This window comes from Pseudofrankia asymbiotica (assembly GCF_001983105.1).
Lineage (GTDB): Bacteria > Actinomycetota > Actinomycetes > Frankiales > Frankiaceae > Pseudofrankia > Pseudofrankia asymbiotica.
On sequence record NZ_MOMC01000013.1, the window covers coordinates 110,817 to 131,178 of the forward strand.

The following is a 20,362-nucleotide window of genomic DNA, read 5'->3' on the forward strand; positions in this document are numbered from 1 at the left end:
CTTTCACGGTGCTGAGCACCTATCGAGGCGACCTCCCGACGCGCGAAAAAAGCATGATCACGCATCGTTCAGCCACGACCGGGACGGACATTCCACGGCCACCAGCCGTCCTTCGACGAGCCGGCGCATTGGCCCACTTGAGGCAATCTCRCCGCGTCAAGCGGACCAGGTCGGACGGCGTCCCGGTGCCCCGGTCAGCTCCGGAACACCACCCGACGTGGATCCCTGCGAACAGGTCTTACTGGTGAAGCTGTGCCCGAACCATCAGTACTGCTCGGTCTCGACGTACTCGGTGCCGTCCTCGTCCTGGCCCGCGGAGAACGGCGGGTTGTACGTGTCGGTGCCGTAGGTGTCGACGGCCTGCCGCGGGTCGAACCCGGGCGGKGAGTCCTTCAGCTGCAGGCCCATGGCCCCCAGCTTGGTCTTCACCTCGTCGATCGACTTCTGACCGAAGTTGCGGATGTCGAGCAGGTCCGCCTCGCTGCGCGAGACCAGCTCGCCGATCGTGTGGATGCCTTCACGCTTGAGGCAGTTGTAGGAGCGGACGGTCAGGTCCATCTCCTCGATCGGCAGGGCGAGGTCCGCGGCCAGCTGCGCGTCCTGCGCGGACGGGCCGATGTCGACGCCCTCCGCCTCGGCGTTGAGCTCCTGGGCCAGCCCGAACAGGCCGACCAGGGTCTTGCCGGCGCTCGCCATGGCGTCCCGCGGGGAGATCGACGGCTTGCTCTCGACGTCGACGATCAGCTTGTCGAAGTCGGTCCGCTGCTCGACACGGGTCGCCTCGACCTTGTAGGTGACCTTGAGCACCGGCGAGTAGATCGAGTCGATCGGGATACGGCCGATCTCCTGGCCGGGCTGCTTGTTCTGCGCGGCGCTGACATAGCCGCGGCCGCGCTCGACGGTCAGCTCGATCTCGAGCTTGCCCTTGTCGTTGATGGTCGCCAGGTGGAGGTCGGGGTTGTGCACCTCGACACCCGCCGGCGGCGCGATGTCCGCCGCGGTGACCTCGCCGGGGCCCTGCTTGCGCAGGTACATCACCGTCGGCTCGTCGTTGTCCGAGCTGACGACCAGTTCCTTGAGGTTCAGGATCAGGTCGGTGACGTCTTCCTTGACACCGGGAACCGTCGAGAACTCGTGCAGGACACCGTCGATCCGGATGCTCGTCACCGCCGCGCCCGGAATGGACGACAGCAGGGTGCGACGCAGCGAGTTGCCGAGGGTGTAGCCGAAGCCCGGCTCCAGCGGCTCGATCACGAACCGGGACCGGAACTCGGCGATCGGCTCCTCAGCCAGAGTGGGACGCTGAGCGATAAGCATGTGTTACTTCCTTCCAACCACGACGCCCGCCATATGACGCCGTGCAAGTGCCTCCCCCGGTGCCGATCAGGGCTCCGGGAGGGGTAGCGGCAGGGTACGGCCTCTGTCCGCCCGCCCTACCGTCTCGCGCGCCGCGGCCAGGCCACGACGCGCCGTCTTCCATTGTGCTCCCGTCCCGGCCCACCAACCGGCCCGACCCGGGACACAGCCATGGCCGCCGGGTCTCCCCGACGGCCTATGACCACTCAACCAAGATCCACCCAACGACCGCCAGCCACCAGGTTCCCCCGCCCCCGGCAGCCACTGCCAACGCGACCAAGCTCCCAACCCCGACCAGCCCTGATCCCTGACAGGAACCCGGAACCACGCCCAGGGAGGGCGCTCAGCGCCCGAGCGCGAAGCGGCGACCCGGCGCTCCGCGCCGGTTGAGCCGCGCGCCTACTTGGAGTAGAGCTCGACGATCAGCTGCTCCTGGACCTGGGTGTCGATGGCGGCCCGAGCCGGCAGCGAGTGGATCAGGATCCGCATCTGGCTGGAGATCACCTCGAGCCAGCCGGGGACGGTCCGCTGACCGGCGGTCTCCCGCGCGATGATGAACGGGGTGAGCTCCCGCGCCTTCGGCGCGATCTCGACGATGTCGCTCTCGCTGACCCGGTAGCTGGGGATGTCCACCTTGTGGCCGTTCACCTGCACGTGCCCGTGCCGCACGGCCTGGCGGGCGGCGTCCCGGGACGGGGCGAAGCCCGCGCGGTAGATCACGTTGTCCAGCCGCGACTCGAGGATCTTCAGCAGCTCGTCACCGGTCTTGCCGGTGCGGCGGTTCGCCTCGTCGTAGTAGCCGCGGAACTGCTTCTCCAGGATGCCGTAGATCCGGGCGCACTTCTGCTTCTCGCGCTTCTGGAGCAGGTACTCGGAGTCCTTGGTGCGCCCACGACCGTGCTCACCCGGYGGGTAGGGCCGGATCTCGATCGGGCACTTCGGCGACTCGCACTTGCTGYCCTTGAGGAACAGCTTGGTCTTCTCGCGACGGCAACGCTTGCAGTCCGGGCCGACGTAACGGGCCATTCGTCCTTCTTCTCTCTAGTCTCGTCCGGCTCGGACTGGTCAGACCCGGCGCCGCTTCGGCGGGCGGCAGCCGTTGTGCGGAGTGGGGGTGACGTCCTGGATCGTGCCGACCTCGAGGCCCGCCGCCTGGAGGGACCGGATCGCGGTCTCCCGGCCGGAGCCTGGGCCCTTCACGAACACGTCCACCTTGCGCATGCCGTGCTCCTGCGCCTTGCGGGCCGCGTTCTCGGCGGCCATCTGCGCGGCGTACGGCGTCGACTTACGGGAGCCCTTGAAGCCCACGTGACCGGCCGAGGCCCAGGAGATCACGTTCCCGGACGGGTCCGTGATCGAGACGATGGTGTTGTTGAACGTGCTCTTGATGTGGGCATGCCCGTGAGCGACGTTCTTCTTTTCCTTGCGGCGCACCTTCTTGACGCCGGCGCCGCCGGCGCGAGTCTTGGGAGGCATGTGCTGTTTTGGTCTCCGTCTGCGAGGTCGTCGGTCGGCCCGGATGAGCGCCGCCCTGGCCCGGCCAGGGCCCTGAGGTGTGCCCGGGAGTGAGAACGAGCCGCCGCTGCGCCGACCAGAGGCCAGCGAGAAGGCGGCCCGCCCCAGCCTGGGGCGGCGCGACCGGTGACTACTTCTTGCCGGGCTTCTTCTTGCCGGCGATGGCGCGGCGCGGACCCTTGCGGGTGCGGGCGTTGGTGTGCGTCCGCTGGCCGTGCACGGGGAGGTTACGCCGGTGCCGGAGACCCTGGTAGCAGCCGATCTCCATCTTGCGCCGGATGTCCTGCTTGATCTCTCGCTGCAGGTCGCCCTCGACGCGGTAGTTCGCGTCGATCCACTCGCGCAGCTTGACGACCTCGTCGTCGGTCAGGTCGCGGACCCGGGTGTCCGGGTTGACCCCGGTCGCCGCCAGGGTGTCCCTCGAGCGGGTGCGCCCGATCCCGAAGATGTAGGTCAGGCCGATCTCGACCCGCTTCTCGCGGGGCAGGTCAACGCCCGAAAGGCGTGCCATGAAGGTGGTTCCTTCCTGCTTCGGAGGTATCTGGGCGTCGCCTCCCCCATCGGCTCTGTGACCGACGAGGCCCCGGCCTCCGACCGGGGGTTGCGACACGGGCTGCCGACCGCGCGTTCCGCGCGAACGGCCCCACCGCGCCCTGACGACGCTTCTACCGATGAGCCTTCTCAGAAGGCCTCACCAAAGGCAAGGACGAGTTTACTCCCCGCCCGAACAGCTCTCTCGCACCGTGCCACGCAGGCTCCGGTCATCCACCCAGCGGACGGGCGTGACTCAGCCCTGCCGCTGCTTGTGGCGAAGATTGTCGCAGATGACCATCACGCGCCCGTGACGACGAATGACCTTGCACTTGTCACAGATCTTCTTGACACTCGGCTTGACCTTCACGGCTGCCGCTACCTCCCGCGCGCAGCCGTAAGCCGCGCTTGAGTGAACTTGTACAGATCGAACAAACACCCTGGAGCCAAGCGAAGCTCGACGCAGGGGTCCGCCCCCGGAAACACCATCGGTGGGCAGTCCCATAGGGGCCAACCAGAGGCTGGCGAACAGGGCCGCCCCGCCCGGCTACCCTATGAATCTACACGGGCCTGCCGGACGACCCTCGGCCGAGCGAAGCTCGGCATCGGGGGTCCGGGGGTCGTCCCCCGGAGCAAGATCAGTGGCTGGTCCCCCTGGGAGCCAACCGAAGGTTGGCGAACAGGGATACCCAACCAGCTACTTGTAGCGGTAGACGATGCGTCCGCGGGACAGGTCGTAGGGCGACAGCTCGACCACCACCCGGTCCTCCGGAAGAATCCGGATGTAGTGCTGGCGCATCTTGCCGCTGATATGGGCGAGAACGCGGTGCCCGTTCTGGAGCTCCACCCTGAACATCGCGTTCGGAAGCGGCTCCACCACACGGCCCTCGATCTCGATGGCCCCGTCCTTCTTCGGCATGTCCTCCACTGTCCTGACGTCTGCGACCAACGGGGATCCGGGGAGTCCCCCGGACCAATGTCCCGGGCCCTCGAGGAAGCCGGCCTGGGGCCAGCGACCATGACGGGCGCCTCGGCGGTTCCCGCGACCACGCCCGATCAGGAACGCCCAGCACCACCAGCCGACGGCGACTGGGCGATCGGAGATCCGCCCGTCACGGTCGCGGTACGCGATCCGCACTGACGACCACCCGCACCACGGTCACCCGGAGGGCGACCATACACGCGGACGATCAGGCAAACCTGCGCCACGGCACAACAGATCGGTGGACGCGAGAGACCACCGCCTTGAAAGTCTACGCGCCGCCTCCGTCAAGGGCTAATCCAGCCCGCACGCGGCGGCCCACCCGAGGCCCACCCGGCCGCTGGCGGGAGCCGTCAGGGACCACGTGTCCCCGGCCGTGGCCCGACGGGTCAGGTGGCGGCCTGGGCCGGTTGGCCGCAGGAGACTCCGAGGGCCGCGAGCTTGGCGGCGCCGCCGTCGTGGGCGGTCAGGACCCAGGGGCCACGCGGCGTGATGGCGACGGTGTGCTCGGTGTGCGCGGCCAGGGAACCGTCGACGGTCGAGACCGTCCAGTCGTCCTCCAGCACCCTGGTGTCCGGCGAGCCCATCGTGATCATCGGCTCGATCGCGAGCGCGAGCCCCGCCACCAGCTTGATCCCGCGGCCCGGCCGACCATGGTTGAGGATGTGCGGCGGCTGGTGCATCTCGGTGCCTATGCCGTGACCGCCGTAGTTGTCCACGATGCCGAAGCCAGACGGACGAATGTGCTGCTCGACCGCCGAGGAGATGTCGGTGAGCCGGCCGCCGAGCTGGGCCGCGGCGAGCCCGCGCCACAGCGACTCCTCGCAGACCCGGATCATGTCGAGCACCTCGGGCGCGACCTTGCCGACCGGCACGGTGATCGCCGCGTCGCCGTGCCAGCCGTCGACGATGGCGCCGCAGTCGATCGAGATGATGTCACCATCGCGCAGCACCCGACGCTTGTTCGGGATCGCGTGCACCACCTCGTCGTTGACCGAGCTGCAGATCGACGCCGGGTATGGCGGATGCGCGTAGCCCTTGAAGGAGGGGATGCCGCCGCCGGCGCGGATGGTGCGCTCGGCGACCGCGTCCAGGTCCGCCGTCGTCGCGCCTGGCACCGCGGCTTCGCGCAGCCGGTCAAGCGTCTGCGCGACCAGCAGGCCGGCGATCCGCATCTTGGCGATCTCGGCCGCCGTCTTGATCTGGACGTGTTCTCGTCGCGCCATGCTCAGCCCCGGTCTCGCCTCTCGATGCTGCCTCCGCCGACCCCGCCCGTGGAGCGAAGGCGCTCACCACCCGAACTGCCCAGCACACCCGACGTACTCAGCAACCCGACCATAAGCCCACCGGGCGGGAACCTCGCGCCGGGACCAGAGGGTTCGTCTAGATCCACCCGGTTCGTCCCGTCACGCGATGCGGCCCATTCAGAAGACCATAGCCCGCCACACGCGGATGAGCGCCGAATAGATCTTGTCTACCGCGCCGCAGTGTTGCTGGTTCGCTCCGTGCGGGCGCGGCGCTCCGCGGCCGGGAGTTCGATCTGGGGCGGGGCAGAGACCCGGACCAGGCCGGGCAGGAAGGTTGTTGCTGGTTCGCTCCGTCCGGGCGGCGCGCTACGGCCCCTTGGGAGCGAAGCGAACGTGGTTGGGCCGCAGCGCAGGCCGCCGGAGCGCCCGTGCCCGCACGGAGCGAACCAGCAGATCAGGCGCCGTGGTGGCGCAGCGCGTCCAGGGCTCGCTCGGTGACGTTGTCGACCGGACCGGTGGCGTCGATACCGATCAGCACCCCGCGCTCCGCGTAGTAGGCCACCAGCGGAGACGTCTGCTCGGCGTAGACCTCGAGACGGTGCCGGACCGTCTCCGAGCGGTCGTCGTCCCGCTGGAACAGCTCGCCGTTGCAGCGGTCGCAGACGTCCTCGACGGTCGGCGGGTCGAAGTCGACGTGCCAGATGTGTCCGCACGAACGGCAGGTACGCCGTCCCGACAGCCGCCGGACGACCTCGTCGTCGTCGACGACGAGCTCRAGCACCACGTCCAGCTGGGTGCCCATGGTGTCGAGCATCCCGCCCAGTACCTCGGCCTGGGGCACGTTGCGCGGGAACCCGTCGAGCAGGAAGCCCTTGACGGCGTCGTCCTCGGCCAAGCGGTTGCGGACCATGCCGATCGTGATCTCATCGGGAACGAGGTCGCCGGCGTCCATGTACTGCTTCGCCGCGACACCCAGCTCCGTGCCTTCTCGGACGTTCGCACGGAAGATATCACCGGTGGAGATCTTGGGAATCGACCGCGCCGTGGCGATGAACGCGGCCTGTGTGCCCTTACCCGCTCCCGGTGGTCCGACCAGTACGAGGCGCACTACCGGAGGAAACCTTCATAGTTGCGGAGCATGAGCTGGCTCTCGATCTGCTTCACGGTTTCCAGTCCCACCCCCACCATGATCAGCACCGACGTCCCAGCGAAGGGGAAGGGCTGGTCCTTCGTCAAGTTCAGCAACGCGAGCGGAAGAACGGTGATCACCCCCAGGAACAACGAGCCCGGCAGGGTGATCCGGGAGAGGACGTGATCAAGGTACTCGGCCGTCGGCCGGCCGGGCCGGATACCGGGGATGAACCCGCCGTACTTCTTCATGTTGTCGGAGACCTCGGTCGGATTGAACGTGATCGCGACGTAGAAGTACGTGAAGAAGATGATGAGCAGACCGTAGGCGGCCAGGTAGAGCGGATGGTCACCTCGAGAGAGGTAACGGGACTCGAAGTCCTGGAAGCCCTGGTTGTTCCACACCTGCCCGACCAGCTGGGGCAGCTGCAGCAGTGACGAGGCGAAGATGACCGGGATGATGCCGGCCTGGTTCACCTTGATCGGCAGGTAGGTCGACGTCCCGCCGTACATCCGCCGGCCGATGAGCCGTTTGGCGTACTGCACCGGAATGCGTCGCTGGGACTGCTCGACGAAGATGACGAAGACCACGATCGCCAGCCCCAGCAGGCAGACCAGGGTGAAGACGACGCCCCCGGCGACCTGGAGGATGGCGCTGCCCTGCGAGGGCAGCCGCGCCGCGATCGAGGTGAAGATCAGCAGCGACATGCCGTTACCGATGCCGCGAGCCGTGATCAGCTCACCGAGCCACATGATCACGCCGACGCCGGCGGTCATCGTGATGACGACGGTGGCGATCCGGAACAGGCTCGTGTCCGGGATGACGGCCGCTGTGCAGCCCGGGAAGAGCCGGCCGCTACGGGCCAGCGCCACGATGCCGGTCGCCTGCAGGATGCCGAGCGCGATGGTCAGGTAGCGCGTGTACTGGGTGATCTTCTGTTCACCCGCGCTACCTTCCTTCTTGAGCTGCTCAAGCCGAGGAATGACCACGACGAGCAGCTGAAGAATGATGCTCGACGTGATGTAGGGCATGATGCCGAGCGCGAAGATCGAAAGCTGCAGCAGCGCGCCGCCGCTGAACAGGTTGATCAGCGAGTAGACGTTGCTCGCGCCTGTGCTCGCCGTGCTCAAGCAGGTGTTCACCGACCTGGTCGACACACCGGGGGCTGGCATGACGCTGCCGATCCGGAACAGGATCACGATCCCGAACGTGAACAGCAGCTTCTTGCGCAGGTCCGGCGTGCGAAAGGCCCGCGTGAAGGCGGTGAGCACGGCTCCTCCTGCCGGGGGGAAGGACGCGAACAGCCACGGCGCCTGGTCCGCGTGGCGGGTATCCGGTGGATCGTCCGGACGCCGTGAGGCGACTGTAACAGCCCCGGAGGCTCACGAGTCCCGACATGACATCGGCTGACGCCGTCGGATACCCCTGGTCCTCTCCGGCTCACAGAGCGACCGGCGCCGCGAGGATGAACGGCGCCCAAGCCCAGTGTCCACCGAAAGGGGACGGGCGTGCACACGCCCGTCCCCGAACTCACACTTCGGTAACGCTCCCGCCAGCGGCGAGGATCTTCTCGCGGGCGGACCCGGAGAACGCGTTCGCGCTCACCTGCAGCGCGACGCCGAGCTCGCCGTCACCCAGCACCTTCACACGCGTGTTCTTGCGGACCGCGCCGGACCCGACGAGTGCCTCGACGGTCACCTCGCCGCCCTGGGGGAACAGCTCAGCGAGGGCGGCGACGTTCACCACCTGGTACTCGACGCGGAATCGGTTCTTGAAGCCCTTGAGCTTCGGCACCCGCATGTGCAGGGGCATCTGGCCACCCTCGAAGGTGGCCGGGACCTGCTTGCGAGCCTTGGAACCCTTGGTACCGCGGCCCGCGGTCTTGCCCTTCGACCCCTCACCGCGCCCGACCCGCATCTTGGGCCGGTTCGCGCCCGGAGCCGGCCGCAGGTGGTGGATCTTGAGCGCGCGGCCGCGCTCGCCACCGGCGGACTTGGCCGTGCCGGTCTCAGCGGTGGCGTCCTTGGTCAGTTCCGCCATGTCAGTCCACTTCCTCGACCGTGACGAGATGCGCCACGGTCCTGATCATGCCACGCACCTGCGGGGTGTCCTCACGCGTGGTGGTCGCCCTGATCTTCCGCAGGCCGAGGGTCCTCAGCGTCGCCCGCTGGTTGTGGGTGCCGCCGATCTCGGACTTCACCTGGGTGATCAACAGGGAGGCCATCACGCACCAGCCGCGGCGGCCCGGGCCCGCAGCATCGCCGGCGGGGCCACGTCCTCGAGCGGCAGGCCGCGGCGAGCCGCGATCTCCTCGGGACGAGTCAGCCCGCGCAGCGCGGCCACGGTCGCGTGCACGATGTTGATCGGGTTGGACGAGCCGAGCGACTTCGACAGCACGTCGTGCACGCCGGCGCACTCCAGCACGGCGCGCACCGGGCCACCGGCGATGACGCCGGTACCCGGGGACGCCGGCTTCAGCAGCACGACGCCAGCGGCCGCCTCGCCCTGGATCGGGTGCGGAATCGTCGCGCCGATCCGCGGGACCTTGAAGAAGTGCTTCTTGGCCTCCTCGACGCCCTTGGCGATCGCCGCGGGCACCTCCTTGGCCTTCCCGTAGCCGACGCCGACGGTGCCGTCCGCGTCCCCGACCACGACGAGCGCGGTGAAGCTGAACCGGCGGCCGCCCTTGACGACCTTGGCGACGCGGTTGATCGCGACGACGCGCTCGACGTAGGCGGTCTTCTCCTGCGCCTGGCCGCCTCCCGAGCGGTCTCGGCGCTCGCGGCGGTCGGAGCCGCCGCCGGCACCGCCGCCACGGCGCTGCTGCCCTGGCATCTTTAGAACATCCCCTTCGTAGAACCCATCAGAAGTCCAGCCCTGCTTCGCGGGCGGCGTCGGCCAGTGCCGCGATCCGGCCGTGGTAGGTACGCCCACCCCGGTCGAACACAACGGCGGACAGTCCGGCGGCCTTCGCTCGCTCAGCTAGCAGCTTGCCGACCTCACGGGCGAGGGCGGTCTTGTCGCCTTCGGCGCCACGCAGCGAGGTGTCGAGCGTCGAGGCGGAGGCCAGCGTGTGGCCGGCGACGTCGTCGACGACCTGCGCGTAGATGTGCCGCGAGGAACGGCTGACGACGAGGCGCGGACGGACCGGGGTGCCGGAGACCCGCTTGCGCACCCGGACGTGCCGGCGCAGCCGCGCGGTCCGGCGACGTGCGCTGGCGGTGAGGCTCACAGCCATGATCTATCTCCTACTTCCCGGTCTTGCCGACCTTGCGGCGGACGACCTCGCCCTGGTAGCGCACACCCTTGCCCTTGTACGGGTCAGGCTTGCGCAGGCCACGGATCTTGGCCGAGACCTCGCCGACCTGCTGCTTGTCGATGCCGTGCACGACGAAGCGGGTCGGGGCCTGGACCTCGAACCGGATGCCCTCCGGGGCCTTGACCGGCACCGGGTGGCTGTAACCGAGCGCGAACTCCAGGTCGGAACCCCTGGCCTGAACGCGGTAACCGACGCCGACGATCTCCAGCGTCTTCGAGTACCCGGTGGTGACACCGATGACCATGTTGGAAACCAGCGTCCGGGTCAGGCCATGCAGCGCCCGCGAGTTGCGCTCGTCGTCGGGACGGCTGACCACGATCTTGCCCTCTTCCTGGGCGACCGTGATCGGCTCGGCGACGGTGTGCGTGAGAGTGCCCTTCGGGCCCTTCACGGTGACGTGCTGGCCATCGAGGGACACCTCGACGCCGCTCGGCACCTGAATCGGCAGACGGCCGATACGTGACATGTCGGCCCCCCTACCAGACGAAGGCGAGGACTTCGCCGCCCACGCGCCGCTTGCTCGCCTGCCGGTCGGTCAGCAGCCCCGTGGACGTGGAGATGATCGCCACGCCCAGGCCGCCGAGCACCTTCGGCAGGTTGGTCGACTTCGCGTACACCCGCAGGCCGGGCTTGCTGATGCGCTTCACACCCGCGATCGAGCGCTCCCGGTTGGGGCCGTACTTCAGGTCCACGACGAGGTTCTTGYCAGGCCCGTCGTTCTCGGGCGCCTCGACGTGCCAGCCGAGGATGTAGCCCTCCTGCTGCAGGATCTCGGCGATGTGCACCTTGATCTTGCTGTGTGGCATCACCACCCGGTCGTGGTACGCCCGGTTGGCATTGCGGACGCGCGTAAGCATGTCCGCAATCGGATCGGTCATCGTCATGAGTTGACGCCTTCCTCACGGGGGTTCCACGGTCCCTGCTGGGTCCCGGGCCTACCGCGACTGGGTGGTGTTACCGAACTGACCCTCGAGGCGAACCCCGGAGGCCAGAAATGATCTTACCAGCTGCTCTTGGTAATGCCCGGCAGCTCACCTCGGTGCGCCATCTGCCGCAGGCAGATGCGGCAGAGCCCGAACACCCGGTAGACCGAGCGCGGCCGGCCGCACCGCTGGCAGCGGGTGTAGCCGCGGACCGCGTACTTCGGCTTGCGAGCAGCCTTCTCGACTAGCGCCTTCTTCGCCATGCTTCTAGTTCTCCCTGAACGGGAAGCCCAGCGCGCGCAGGAGCGCCCGGCCCTCGTCGTCAGTGGTGGCGGTGGTGACGACCGTGATGTCCATGCCGCGCACCCGGTCGATCCTGTCGATGTCGATCTCGTGGAAGATCGACTGCTCGGTCACGCCGAACGTGTAGTTGCCGCGCCCGTCGAACTGCTTGGGCGACAGCCCACGGAAGTCACGGATACGGGGCAGCGCGATCGTGACGAGCCGGTCGAGGAACTCCCACATCCGGTCGCCGCGCAGGGTCACCTTCGCCCCGATCGGCATGCCCTCGCGCAGCTTGAACTGGGCGATGGACTTGGTCGCCCGGCGCACCGCCGGCTTCTGGCCGGTGATGGCGGCCAGGTCGCGCAGCGCCCCGTCGATGAGCTTGGCGTCGCGGGCGGCGTCGCCGACACCCATGTTGACGACGACCTTCACGACGCCGGGGGTCTGCATGACGTTCGCGTAGCCGAACTGCTCACGCAGCGCCGGCGAGATCTCTTCGCGGTAGCGCTGCTTGAGCCGCGRCAGGGCGGGCGCCGCCGGAGCCTCAGTGGTCACAGTCATTAGCCTCGTCCGTCCCTACAGCTCGGCGCCCGTGCGCCGCGAGATGCGCACCTTGGTGCCGTCATCGTTGATCTTGTATCCGACGCGGGTCGGCTTCCCGTCGGTCGGGTCCACGATCGCCACGTTGCTGACGTGGATCGGAGCCTCCTGGGTGACGATGCCACCCGACTGCGAGCCACGGGTCGTGGTCTGGACGCGGGTGTGCCGGGTGACCCGGTTCGCGCCCTCGACGACGACCTTGTCCTCGGCGGGGATGGCCCTGATGACCTTCCCCTTCAGTCCGCGGTCCTTGCCGGAGATGACCTGGACCGTGTCGCCCTTCTTAATCTTCATACCGGCCACGGCCTACAGCACCTCCGGCGCCAACGAAATGATCTTCATGAACTTCTTTTCCCGCAGCTCGCGACCGACCGGCCCGAAGATGCGGGTGCCTCGAGGGTCCCCACCATCCCGGATGAGTACGGCGGCGTTCTCGTCGAACCGGATGTAGGAGCCATCCGGCCGCCTGCGCTCCTTGACGGTACGCACCACGACCGCCTTCACCACGTCGCCGCGCTTCACGCCGGCGCCGGGCAGGGCGTCCTTCACCGTGCCGACGATGATGTCGCCGATCCCCGCGTACCGACGACCCGAGCCGCCGAGCACCCGGATGCACAGGATCTCTTTCGCGCCCGTGTTGTCGGCGACCCTCAGGCGCGTCTCCTGCTGAATCACTTCGAGCTCCTGACCCGCTTGCGGCGAATTTCCTTATCACCGTTGAAGCCCGCCGCGACCGGGAGGCTTCGCCATCCTGCCGGAGGCTCCGCCGATCGCGGCGGAGCCTCCGGCCCGCCTGTTACTACTTGGCCTTCTCCAGGACGCGGACGACGCGCCAGCGCTTGGTGGCCGACAGCGGCCGGGTCTCCATCAGGAGCACCCGGTCGCCGACGCCGCACGCGCTTTCCTCGTCGTGCGCCTTGATCTTCTTCGTCCGGCGGATCGTCTTGCCGTAGAGCGGGTGCTGAACCCTGTCCTCCACCGCGACGATGACCGTCTTCTGCATCTTGTCGCTGACCACGAGGCCCTCACGGACCTTACGGAAGCCCCTGTTGGAGCTGTCCGTACCGGTCGTGGCACCGGCCTCGTTGGTGCTCTCGTCTGCCACTGCGCTCACTCCGCTGTCTCGTCGGCAAGGCTCGGGTCGACGGTCAGGCCGAGCTCGCGCTCACGCATCACCGTGTAGATCTTGGCGATGTCACGCCGGACAAGCCGCAGCCGCCGGTTGTTGGAGAGCTGGCCGGTCGCGTTCTGGAACCGGAGGTTGAACAGCTCCTCCTTGGCCTCGCGAAGCTTGTCCACGAGGTCCTCGCCGGACAGCGCGCGCAGATCGTCCGCGCTGGTGGCGGTAGCCATCACGCACCACCTTCACGGGTCACGAACCGGCACTTCATCGGGAGCTTGTGGATCGCGCGGCGCATCGCCTCGCGGGCCACCGGCTCGGCGACACCGGACAGCTCGAACATGATCCGACCGGGCTTGACGTTGGCGATCCACCACTCCGGCGAGCCCTTGCCGGAACCCATCCGGGTCTCGGCCGGCTTCTTGGTCAGCGGACGGTCCGGGTAGATGTTGATCCAGACCTTTCCGCCACGGCGGATGTGCCGGGTCATGGCGATACGGGCCGACTCGATCTGCCGGTTGGTCACGTATGCCGGCTCCAGCGCCTGAATCGCGAACTCACCGAACGCGATACTGGTCCCACCCTTGGCGGCACCTGTCCGCCTCGGGTGGTGCTGCTTGCGGTGCGCGACCTTACGGGGAATCAGCATTGTCCTACTCCTCCGCCTTCTCCGGCGCCGCCGTCTCGGCGGCGGCCGGTGCCGGCGACGCGTCCGGGGCGACCGCGGTGGCGGTCGGCTCCGGCGTCACGGCGGGCGTCGGCTCTGGCGCGGCCGTCGCCTCAGGCCCGGCGGGTGTCGTCGTCTCGGGCTCGGCGGACGTCGCCTCAGGCGTGACCGGCGCGGCCTGCTCGCCGCCACCGCCACCACCACTGCCGCCCCGGCCCCGACGCTCGCCGCGCTGCCGCTCGGCGGCCGCGCGACCCGCCTCGGTGCCGCCCGCCGTCGTGCCGGACGAGCCGGAACGCGGGCCGCGACGCGGCGGGCGCTCCCGCCGGTGCTGGCGCGTCAGCGCCTCCTGGGCCTCGCGCTCGGCGCGGCTCTGGACGATGTCGCCCTTGTAGATCCAGACCTTCACGCCGATACGGCCGAAGGTCGTGCGTGCCTCATAGAAGCCGTAGTCGATGTCGGCCCGGAGGGTGTGCAGCGGCACGCGGCCCTCGCGGTAGAACTCCGACCGGCTCATCTCGGCGCCGCCCAGACGTCCGGAGCACTGCACCCGGATGCCCTTCGCGCCGCCCTTCATCGCGGTCTGCATCGCCTTGCGCATCGCCCGGCGGAAGCTGACCCGGCTGGAGAGCTGCTCGGCCACGCCCTGCGCGACGAGCTGCGCGTCCACCTCGGGGTTCTTGACCTCGAGGATGTTGAGCTGGACCTGCTTGCCGGTCAGCTTCTCCAGGTCACCGCGGATGCGGTCGGCCTCCGCGCCGCGACGGCCGATGACGATGCCCGGCCGAGCGGTGTGGATGTCGACGCGCAGGCGCCCCTGGGTGCGCTCGATGTCGACCCGGCTGATGCCGGCCCGCTCCATGCCCTTGGACATCATCTTGCGGATCTTGACGTCCTCACCGACGTACGCCTTGTACTGCTTGTCGGCGTACCAGCGCGACGTGAACTCCGACGTGATGCCGAGCCGGAACCCGTGCGGGTTGACCTTCTGCCCCACTACCGGGCCCTCCTGTTCTTGGCATCATCCGCGGGCGCAACACTTTCGACCACGATCGTGATGTGGCTGGTCCGCTTACGGATGCGATAGGCGCGGCCCTGCGCCCGAGGGCGGATCCGCTTGAGGGTCGGGCCCTCGTCCACGTACGCCTCGCCGACGAACAGCGTGGCCGGGTCGAGGCCGTGGTTGTTCTCCGCGTTCGCGATGGCGCTGCGCACGACCTTGTAGACGTCGGTGCTGGCGGACTGCGGCGCGAAGGTGAGGATGTCGAGCGCCTCCTGCGCGGACCGGCCGCGGACCAGGTCGATGACCCGGCGCGCCTTGGTCGGCGAGATCCGCACGTAACGAGCCGTGGCCTTGGCGCCGGGCAGGCCGGCGCGGGTCAGGCCGTCGACGAGGTCGTCAGCCACGACGCGACCTCCGGTCTTCCTTCACGTGCCCACGGAACGTCCGCGTCGGGGCGAACTCTCCGAGCTTGTGACCGACCATGCCCTCGGTGACGAACACCGGGACGTGCTTACGGCCGTCGTGCACCGCGATGGTGTGGCCCAGCATGTCCGGAATGATGGTCGAGCGACGCGACCAGGTCTTGATGACGTGCTTGGTGCCCTTCTCGTTCTGCACGTCCACCTTCTTGAGCAGGTGGTCGTCGACGAACGGGCCCTTCTTCAGGCTGCGTGGCATTGTGTCTCCTCCTCCCTGCTCAGCGGTGATTCTCGGCGGGAACGCCGGCGCGGTGGCTGCATGCGGCGGAGGCCGCGGTCACCGCACTCATCGGCGCTTCGCCTTCTTGCGGTTGCTGACGATCAATTTGTCGCTGGCCTTGCGGGTGGCCCTGGTGCGGCCCTCCGGACGGCCCTTCGGGTTGACCGGGTGGCGGCCACCGGACGTCTTGCCCTCACCACCACCGTGCGGGTGGTCGACCGGGTTCATGGCCACACCACGCACGGTCGGGCGGCGGCCCTTCCAGCGCATCCGGCCGGCCTTGCCCCAGTTGATGTTGCTCTGCTCCGCGTTGCCGACCTCGCCGACGGTCGCCCGGCAGCGGGCGTCCACCTTGCGCATCTCACCGGAGGGCATCCGGAGCTGTGCGTACGGCCCGTCCTTCGCGACCAGCTGCACGCTCGCGCCGGCGCTGCGGGCGATCTTCGCCCCGCCGCCGGGCCGCAGCTCGACGTTGTGGATAACCGTACCCGTCGGGATGTTGCGCAGCGGCAGGGCGTTACCCGGCTTGATGTCCGCGCCGACGCCCGAACTGACCACGTCGCCCTGCTTGAGCTTCACCGGGGCGACGATGTAGCGCTTCTCGCCGTCCGCGTAGTGCAGCAGCGCGATCCGGGCCGTGCGGTTCGGGTCGTACTCGATGTGCGCGACCTTGGCCGGCACGCCGTCCTTGTCCCGACGGAAGTCGATCAGCCGGTAGGCGCGCTTGTGGCCGCCGCCCTGGTGGCGGGTGGTGATCCGGCCGTGCGCGTTGCGGCCGCCCTTGGAGTGCAGGGGGCGGACCAGCGACTTCTCCGGATGGTCACGAGTGATCTCGGCGAAGTCGGAGACACTCGAACCGCGGCGGCCCGGGGTGGTGGGCTTGTAACGACGAATTCCCATGACTAATCCAGCTCTCCGTTACGCGCCCGGGCCACCGAAGATCTCGATGGAGTCCCCGGGGGCCAGGCTGACCATGGCCCGCTTGGTGGCCTTGCGCTGGCCCCAGCCGTACTTGGTCCGCTTGCGCTTGCCAGGCCGGTTGATGGTGTTGACGCTCAGCACCCGGACGTTGAAGATCTGCTGGACCGCGATCTTGATCTGGGTCTTGTTCGCGTCTGGGCGGACGATGAACGTGTAGACGTTCTCGTCCAGCAGGCCGTAGCTCTTCTCCGAGACGACCGGCTTGAGAATGATGTCGCGCGGGTCGGGGATCACTGGTCCGCCTCCTCGGCGTCGGCCGCCGCCTTGCCTCGGCCGACGAACGCGGCGAGCGCGGTCTCGGTGAACACGACGTCGTCGCTGATCAGCACGTCATAGGTGTTGAGCTGGCCCGGGGCGAGCAGGTGCACCGTCGGGACGTTGCGCAGGCTCTTCCAGGTCAGCTCGTCGGTCCGCACGGCCACGACGAGCACGTGCCGGCTGTCGGAGATCGCGCTCAACGCGGTGAGCGCGGCCTTCGTCGACGGGGTCTCGCCCGCGGCCAGCGAGGAGACGACGTGCACCCGGTTGCTGCGGGCCCGGTCCGAGAGGGCGCCGCGCAGCGCGGCCGCCTTCATCTTCTTCGGGGTCCGCTGCTCGTAGTTACGCGGCGTCGGGCCGTGCACGGTGCCACCGCCGGCGAACTGCGGGGCGCGGATCGAGCCCTGCCGGGCGCGGCCGGTGCCCTTCTGCCGGTACGGCTTCTTGCCACCGCCGCGAACCTCGCCGCGGGTCTTGGTGTCGTGGGTGCCCTGGCGGGCCGCGGCCTGCTGGGCCACGACGACCTGGTGGATCAGCGGGACGTTCACCTGAACGTCGAAGATCTCGCCAGGCAGCTCGGCGGTGCCGGCCTCGCCACCGGCCAGCGCGTGCACCGTCACGGTGCGCGTCTCGCCGGCGTCGGCCTTGCGGAACGTCGTGGTCATGCCGACACCTCAGCCTTCTGGGCGTCCGCCGGCTGGAAGTCGGCCGGGGCCGGCCGCTTCGCCGCGCTGCGCACGAAGACCAGCCCGCCATCCACACCGGGGACGGCACCCTTGATCAACAGCAAGCCGCGCTCGGCGTCGACCGCGTGCACGGTCAGGCCGGCGACGGTCACCCGCACGTGGCCCATCCGGCCGGCCATCCGCAGGCCCTTGAAGACCCGGCCCGGGGTGGCGCAGCCACCGACCGAGCCCGGCGAGCGGTGCTTGCGCTCGACGCCGTGACCGGCGCCCAGGCCCTTGAAGCCGTGCCGCTTCATGACGCCGGCGAAGCCCTTGCCCTTGGACGTGCCGGTGACGTCGACGACCTGGCCGGCCTCGAAGACGGAGCTGTCGAGCTCCAGGCCGGTGGTGTAGTTGCCCGCGTCGGCGGTCCGCAGCTCGGCCAGGTGGCGGCGCGGAGTCACGCCGGCGACGCCGAAGTGTCCCCGGGCCGGCTTGTTGACCTTGCGCGGGTCGATCTCGCCGAAGCCGAGCTGGACGGCMGAGTAGCCGTCGGTGTCCGGGGTCTTCACCTGGGTGACGACGTTGGGACCGGCCTCGATCACGGTGATCGGTACGACGCGATTCTGCGCGTCCCAGACCTGGGTCATCCCGAGCTTGGTGCCCAGGATCCCTCGGTAGTTTCGGTTGAGCATGGCTGCGCCCGGTCCCTTACAGCTTGATCTCGATGTCGACACCGGCGGGGAGGTCGAGGCGCATCAGCGAGTCGACCGTCTTCGGCGTCGGGTCAAGGATGTCGATAAGCCGCTTGTGCGTCCGCATCTCAAAGTGCTCGCGGCTGTCCTTGTACTTGTGCGGCGACCGGATGACGCAGTAGATGTTCTTCTCCGTCGGCAGCGGCACCGGACCCGCGACCTGCGCCCCGGTCCGGGTCACTGTCTCGACGATCTTGCGTGCCGAGCTGTCGATGACCTCGTGGTCATAGGCCTTGAGCCGGATGCGGATCTTCTGTGCCGCCATGGTGGGCTTCGCCTGTCCTGTCTGTCTCGTCACCCGGGGTACCGCGACCGGGCTCCGGGATCTCACCGGTAACCGGGCGTACCGCTTCTTCTTTGCCTCGTCCCCCGGTCGTTCCGGGCTCGGGGCGGTCAAGCCGCGCTCTGACGTCCACCCCCGGGTCGAGCGGAGCTCGACATGTGGGGGTTCCAGGGGGTCACCCCCCTGGGCAGGCATCCGGGCTGGGCCGCCGGGAAGTCGCCCGAAGGGCGACGAACACAGTGGCCCAGCCCAGACCGTGGAACTACTTGACGACCTTCAGGACCTGGCCGGCGCCGACGGTGCGGCCACCCTCGCGGATGGCGAACCGCAGGCCTTCCTCCATGGCGATCGGCTGGATCAGCTCGACCACCATTTCGGTGTTGTCGCCCGGCATGACCATCTCGGTGCCCTCGGGGAGGGTCACGACGCCGGTCACGTCGGTCGTCCGGAAGTAGAACTGCGGCCGGTAGTTGTTGAAGAACGGCGTGTGGCGGCCGCCTTCGTCCTTGTTCAGGATGTAGACCCGGGCCTCGAACGAGGTGTGCGGCGTGATGCTCTTCGGCTTCACGACGACCTGGCCGCGCTCGACGTCCTCGCGCTTGATGCCGCGCAGGAGCAGACCGACGTTGTCACCGGCCTGGCCCTGGTCGAGCAGCTTGCGGAACATCTCGACACCCGTGACCGTGGTGGTCTGGGTCTCCTGCTTGATGCCGACGATCTCGACGGTCTCCGACACCTTGACGATGCCGCGCTCGACTCGACCGGTGACGACGGTTCCACGACCGGTGATCGTGAAGACGTCCTCAATGGGCATCAGGAACGGCTTCTCGATGTCACGCACCGGCTCGGGGATCGACTCGTCGACCGCGGCCATCAGCTCGAGGAGCTTCGCGCCCCACTCCTTGTCGCCCTCAAGGGCCTTCAGAGCGGAGACGCGGATGACCGGAACGTCGTCACCCGGGAACTCGTACTGGTTGAGCAGCTCGCGGACCTCGAGCTCGACGAGCTCCAGGATCTCCTCGTCGTCGACCATGTCGGYCTTGTTCAGGGCGACGACGATGTACGGCACGCCAACCTGACGAGCGAGCAGCACGTGCTCCTTCGTCTGCGGCATCGGGCCGTCGGTCGCCGACACGACCAGGATCGCCCCGTCCATCTGGGCGGCACCGGTGATCATGTTCTTGATGTAGTCGGCGTGACCCGGGCAGTCGACGTGCGCGTAGTGCCGGGCGTCCGTCTGGTACTCGACGTGCGCGATGGAGATGGTGATGCCGCGGGCCTTCTCCTCGGGCGCCTTGTCGATCTGGTCGAACGGGGTGAACGGGTTCAGGTCCGGGTGGGCGTCGTGCAGGACCTTGGTGATGGCCGCCGTCAGCGTGGTCTTGCCATGGTCAATGTGACCGATGGTGCCAATGTTGACGTGCGGTTTGGTCCGCTCGAACTTCTGCTTCGCCACGGGTGTCCCTCCAAGGACGGGTGGTGTCTTGCTGTAGATCGTCTCGTTTGGGGCCCAGGGGGACCGTGCCCCGGACATCCGCTGGCGCGGAGATCCGGGGACCGCTTCACCCCGGGCGGGCGTTACTCCCCGCGGGCCTTCGCGATGATGTCCTTCGCGACGTTGTTGGGGACTTCGGCGTAGGAGTCGAACTGCATGGAGTAGTTCGCCCGGCCCGAGGTCTTCGACCGCAGGTCGCCGACGTAGCCGAACATCTCCGACAGTGGCACCAGCGCCCGGATGATCCGGGAGCCGCCGCGCTCGTCCATCGCCTGGATCTGCCCGCGCCGCGAGTTCAGGTCGCCGATGACCTCACCCATGTAGTCCTCGGGAGAGGTGACCTCGACGGACATCATCGGCTCGAGCAGGACCGGGTCGGCCTTCCGCGCCGCATCCTTGAACGCCATCGAACCGGCGATCTTGAAGGCTAGCTCGGAGGAGTCGACCTCGTGGTACTGGCCGTCCAGCAGGGTGACCTTCACGTCGACCAGGGGGTAGCCGGCGAGTACACCGAACTCCATGGCCTCCTGGCAGCCCGCGTCGACGCTC

At 68.5% G+C, this 20,362-nt stretch carries 31 protein-coding genes and 1 pseudogene; all 32 read right to left on the bottom strand.

Features of this window, described 5'->3' with window-relative positions; all coding sequences use genetic code 11:
• Positions 1 to 264: 264 nt before the first annotated feature.
• The gene (locus tag BL253_RS06665; protein WP_076814501.1) at positions 265 to 1,317 is read right to left on the bottom strand and encodes a DNA-directed RNA polymerase subunit alpha; all 1,053 of its coding nucleotides are present in this window, start codon (positions 1,315 to 1,317) and stop codon (positions 265 to 267) included.
• Positions 1,318 to 1,755: 438 nt separating this feature from the next.
• Positions 1,756 to 2,382: a 30S ribosomal protein S4 gene (gene rpsD / locus BL253_RS06670; RefSeq protein WP_076814503.1), complete on the bottom strand. Its 627-nt coding sequence runs from the start codon at positions 2,380 to 2,382 to the stop codon at positions 1,756 to 1,758.
• Between the two features lie 39 nt (positions 2,383 to 2,421).
• The gene (gene rpsK, locus BL253_RS06675) at positions 2,422 to 2,832 is read right to left on the bottom strand and encodes a 30S ribosomal protein S11 (protein ID WP_076814505.1); all 411 of its coding nucleotides are present in this window, start codon (positions 2,830 to 2,832) and stop codon (positions 2,422 to 2,424) included.
• Between the two features lie 169 nt (positions 2,833 to 3,001).
• The gene (gene rpsM, locus BL253_RS06680; protein ID WP_076814507.1) at positions 3,002 to 3,382 is read right to left on the bottom strand and encodes a 30S ribosomal protein S13; all 381 of its coding nucleotides are present in this window, start codon (positions 3,380 to 3,382) and stop codon (positions 3,002 to 3,004) included.
• Positions 3,383 to 3,658: 276 nt separating this feature from the next.
• Positions 3,659 to 3,907 carry a 50S ribosomal protein L36 gene (gene rpmJ, locus BL253_RS45790; protein ID WP_476644106.1) on the bottom strand — a complete coding sequence of 83 codons (249 nt, stop codon included), beginning with the start codon at positions 3,905 to 3,907 and terminating at the stop codon, positions 3,659 to 3,661.
• Between the two features lie 192 nt (positions 3,908 to 4,099).
• Positions 4,100 to 4,321, bottom strand: a complete 222-nt coding sequence (infA, locus tag BL253_RS06690; protein WP_006541558.1) for a translation initiation factor IF-1 — start codon at positions 4,319 to 4,321, stop codon at positions 4,100 to 4,102.
• Positions 4,322 to 4,773: 452 nt separating this feature from the next.
• Positions 4,774 to 5,610: a type I methionyl aminopeptidase gene (gene map / locus BL253_RS06695; protein WP_076814510.1), complete on the bottom strand. Its 837-nt coding sequence runs from the start codon at positions 5,608 to 5,610 to the stop codon at positions 4,774 to 4,776.
• A gap of 475 nt (positions 5,611 to 6,085) precedes the next feature.
• Positions 6,086 to 6,739: an adenylate kinase gene (locus BL253_RS06700; RefSeq protein WP_076814512.1), complete on the bottom strand. Its 654-nt coding sequence runs from the start codon at positions 6,737 to 6,739 to the stop codon at positions 6,086 to 6,088.
• Positions 6,739 to 8,031, bottom strand: coding sequence for a preprotein translocase subunit SecY (secY, locus tag BL253_RS06705; protein ID WP_076814513.1), 1,293 nt, complete (start codon positions 8,029 to 8,031; stop codon positions 6,739 to 6,741). Before secY ends, BL253_RS06700 begins: the two co-directional genes overlap by 1 nt.
• A 259-nt stretch (positions 8,032 to 8,290) precedes the next feature.
• Positions 8,291 to 8,800 carry a 50S ribosomal protein L15 gene (gene rplO / locus BL253_RS06710; protein WP_076814516.1) on the bottom strand — a complete coding sequence of 170 codons (510 nt, stop codon included), beginning with the start codon at positions 8,798 to 8,800 and terminating at the stop codon, positions 8,291 to 8,293.
• Between the two features lies 1 nt (position 8,801).
• Positions 8,802 to 8,984 carry a 50S ribosomal protein L30 gene (rpmD, locus tag BL253_RS06715; protein ID WP_071050716.1) on the bottom strand — a complete coding sequence of 61 codons (183 nt, stop codon included), beginning with the start codon at positions 8,982 to 8,984 and terminating at the stop codon, positions 8,802 to 8,804.
• Positions 8,984 to 9,595, bottom strand: coding sequence for a 30S ribosomal protein S5 (rpsE, locus tag BL253_RS06720; protein ID WP_007514837.1), 612 nt, complete (start codon positions 9,593 to 9,595; stop codon positions 8,984 to 8,986). The genes rpmD and rpsE overlap by 1 nt, the downstream gene beginning before the upstream one ends.
• A gap of 28 nt (positions 9,596 to 9,623) precedes the next feature.
• Positions 9,624 to 9,998 carry a 50S ribosomal protein L18 gene (gene rplR / locus BL253_RS06725; RefSeq protein ID WP_076814518.1) on the bottom strand — a complete coding sequence of 125 codons (375 nt, stop codon included), beginning with the start codon at positions 9,996 to 9,998 and terminating at the stop codon, positions 9,624 to 9,626.
• 10 nt (positions 9,999 to 10,008) lie between these two features.
• A complete protein-coding gene (rplF, locus tag BL253_RS06730; protein WP_076814520.1) occupies positions 10,009 to 10,545 on the bottom strand; it encodes a 50S ribosomal protein L6 in 537 nt (178 codons plus the stop codon).
• Positions 10,546 to 10,555: 10 nt separating this feature from the next.
• The gene (rpsH, locus tag BL253_RS06735) at positions 10,556 to 10,963 is read right to left on the bottom strand and encodes a 30S ribosomal protein S8 (protein WP_076814522.1); all 408 of its coding nucleotides are present in this window, start codon (positions 10,961 to 10,963) and stop codon (positions 10,556 to 10,558) included.
• Between the two features lie 116 nt (positions 10,964 to 11,079).
• Positions 11,080 to 11,265, bottom strand: coding sequence for a type Z 30S ribosomal protein S14 (locus BL253_RS06740; protein ID WP_076814524.1), 186 nt, complete (start codon positions 11,263 to 11,265; stop codon positions 11,080 to 11,082).
• A 4-nt stretch (positions 11,266 to 11,269) separates the two neighbouring features.
• Positions 11,270 to 11,848, bottom strand: coding sequence for a 50S ribosomal protein L5 (gene rplE, locus BL253_RS06745; protein WP_076814526.1), 579 nt, complete (start codon positions 11,846 to 11,848; stop codon positions 11,270 to 11,272).
• A gap of 15 nt (positions 11,849 to 11,863) precedes the next feature.
• Entirely contained in the window at positions 11,864 to 12,190 is a 327-nt protein-coding gene (gene rplX, locus BL253_RS06750) for a 50S ribosomal protein L24 (protein ID WP_476644107.1), read from the bottom strand.
• A gap of 3 nt (positions 12,191 to 12,193) precedes the next feature.
• Entirely contained in the window at positions 12,194 to 12,562 is a 369-nt protein-coding gene (gene rplN / locus BL253_RS06755; RefSeq protein WP_076814530.1) for a 50S ribosomal protein L14, read from the bottom strand.
• 124 nt (positions 12,563 to 12,686) lie between these two features.
• Complete coding sequence (gene rpsQ / locus BL253_RS06760) at positions 12,687 to 12,992, bottom strand: 30S ribosomal protein S17 (RefSeq protein ID WP_198946195.1); 306 nt, start codon at positions 12,990 to 12,992, stop codon at positions 12,687 to 12,689.
• Positions 12,993 to 12,997: 5 nt separating this feature from the next.
• A complete protein-coding gene (gene rpmC / locus BL253_RS06765; RefSeq protein WP_076814534.1) occupies positions 12,998 to 13,240 on the bottom strand; it encodes a 50S ribosomal protein L29 in 243 nt (80 codons plus the stop codon).
• On the bottom strand, positions 13,240 to 13,656 hold the full coding sequence (gene rplP / locus BL253_RS06770) for a 50S ribosomal protein L16 (protein WP_071050723.1): 417 nt from the start codon (positions 13,654 to 13,656) through the stop codon (positions 13,240 to 13,242). Before rplP ends, rpmC begins: the two co-directional genes overlap by 1 nt.
• Positions 13,657 to 13,660: 4 nt before the next feature.
• Entirely contained in the window at positions 13,661 to 14,671 is a 1,011-nt protein-coding gene (gene rpsC, locus BL253_RS06775; RefSeq protein ID WP_076814536.1) for a 30S ribosomal protein S3, read from the bottom strand.
• Positions 14,671 to 15,081, bottom strand: coding sequence for a 50S ribosomal protein L22 (gene rplV, locus BL253_RS06780; protein ID WP_076814538.1), 411 nt, complete (start codon positions 15,079 to 15,081; stop codon positions 14,671 to 14,673). The genes rpsC and rplV overlap by 1 nt, the downstream gene beginning before the upstream one ends.
• Entirely contained in the window at positions 15,074 to 15,355 is a 282-nt protein-coding gene (gene rpsS, locus BL253_RS06785) for a 30S ribosomal protein S19 (protein WP_007514823.1), read from the bottom strand. Before rpsS ends, rplV begins: the two co-directional genes overlap by 8 nt.
• An 87-nt stretch (positions 15,356 to 15,442) precedes the next feature.
• Positions 15,443 to 16,276: a 50S ribosomal protein L2 gene (rplB, locus tag BL253_RS06790; protein ID WP_076814540.1), complete on the bottom strand. Its 834-nt coding sequence runs from the start codon at positions 16,274 to 16,276 to the stop codon at positions 15,443 to 15,445.
• Between the two features lie 18 nt (positions 16,277 to 16,294).
• Entirely contained in the window at positions 16,295 to 16,591 is a 297-nt protein-coding gene (gene rplW, locus BL253_RS06795; protein ID WP_007514820.1) for a 50S ribosomal protein L23, read from the bottom strand.
• Complete coding sequence (rplD, locus tag BL253_RS06800) at positions 16,588 to 17,280, bottom strand: 50S ribosomal protein L4 (RefSeq protein WP_076814542.1); 693 nt, start codon at positions 17,278 to 17,280, stop codon at positions 16,588 to 16,590. Before rplD ends, rplW begins: the two co-directional genes overlap by 4 nt.
• The gene (gene rplC / locus BL253_RS06805) at positions 17,277 to 17,975 is read right to left on the bottom strand and encodes a 50S ribosomal protein L3 (RefSeq protein WP_076814544.1); all 699 of its coding nucleotides are present in this window, start codon (positions 17,973 to 17,975) and stop codon (positions 17,277 to 17,279) included. Before rplC ends, rplD begins: the two co-directional genes overlap by 4 nt.
• Before the next feature lie 16 nt (positions 17,976 to 17,991).
• Entirely contained in the window at positions 17,992 to 18,300 is a 309-nt protein-coding gene (rpsJ, locus tag BL253_RS06810; RefSeq protein WP_007514815.1) for a 30S ribosomal protein S10, read from the bottom strand.
• Positions 18,301 to 18,580: 280 nt separating this feature from the next.
• Positions 18,581 to 19,774 carry an elongation factor Tu gene (gene tuf / locus BL253_RS06815; RefSeq protein ID WP_076814546.1) on the bottom strand — a complete coding sequence of 398 codons (1,194 nt, stop codon included), beginning with the start codon at positions 19,772 to 19,774 and terminating at the stop codon, positions 18,581 to 18,583.
• Between the two features lie 122 nt (positions 19,775 to 19,896).
• Positions 19,897 to 20,362 (bottom strand): annotated as a pseudogene (gene fusA / locus BL253_RS06820) (elongation factor G); the annotation flags it as partial.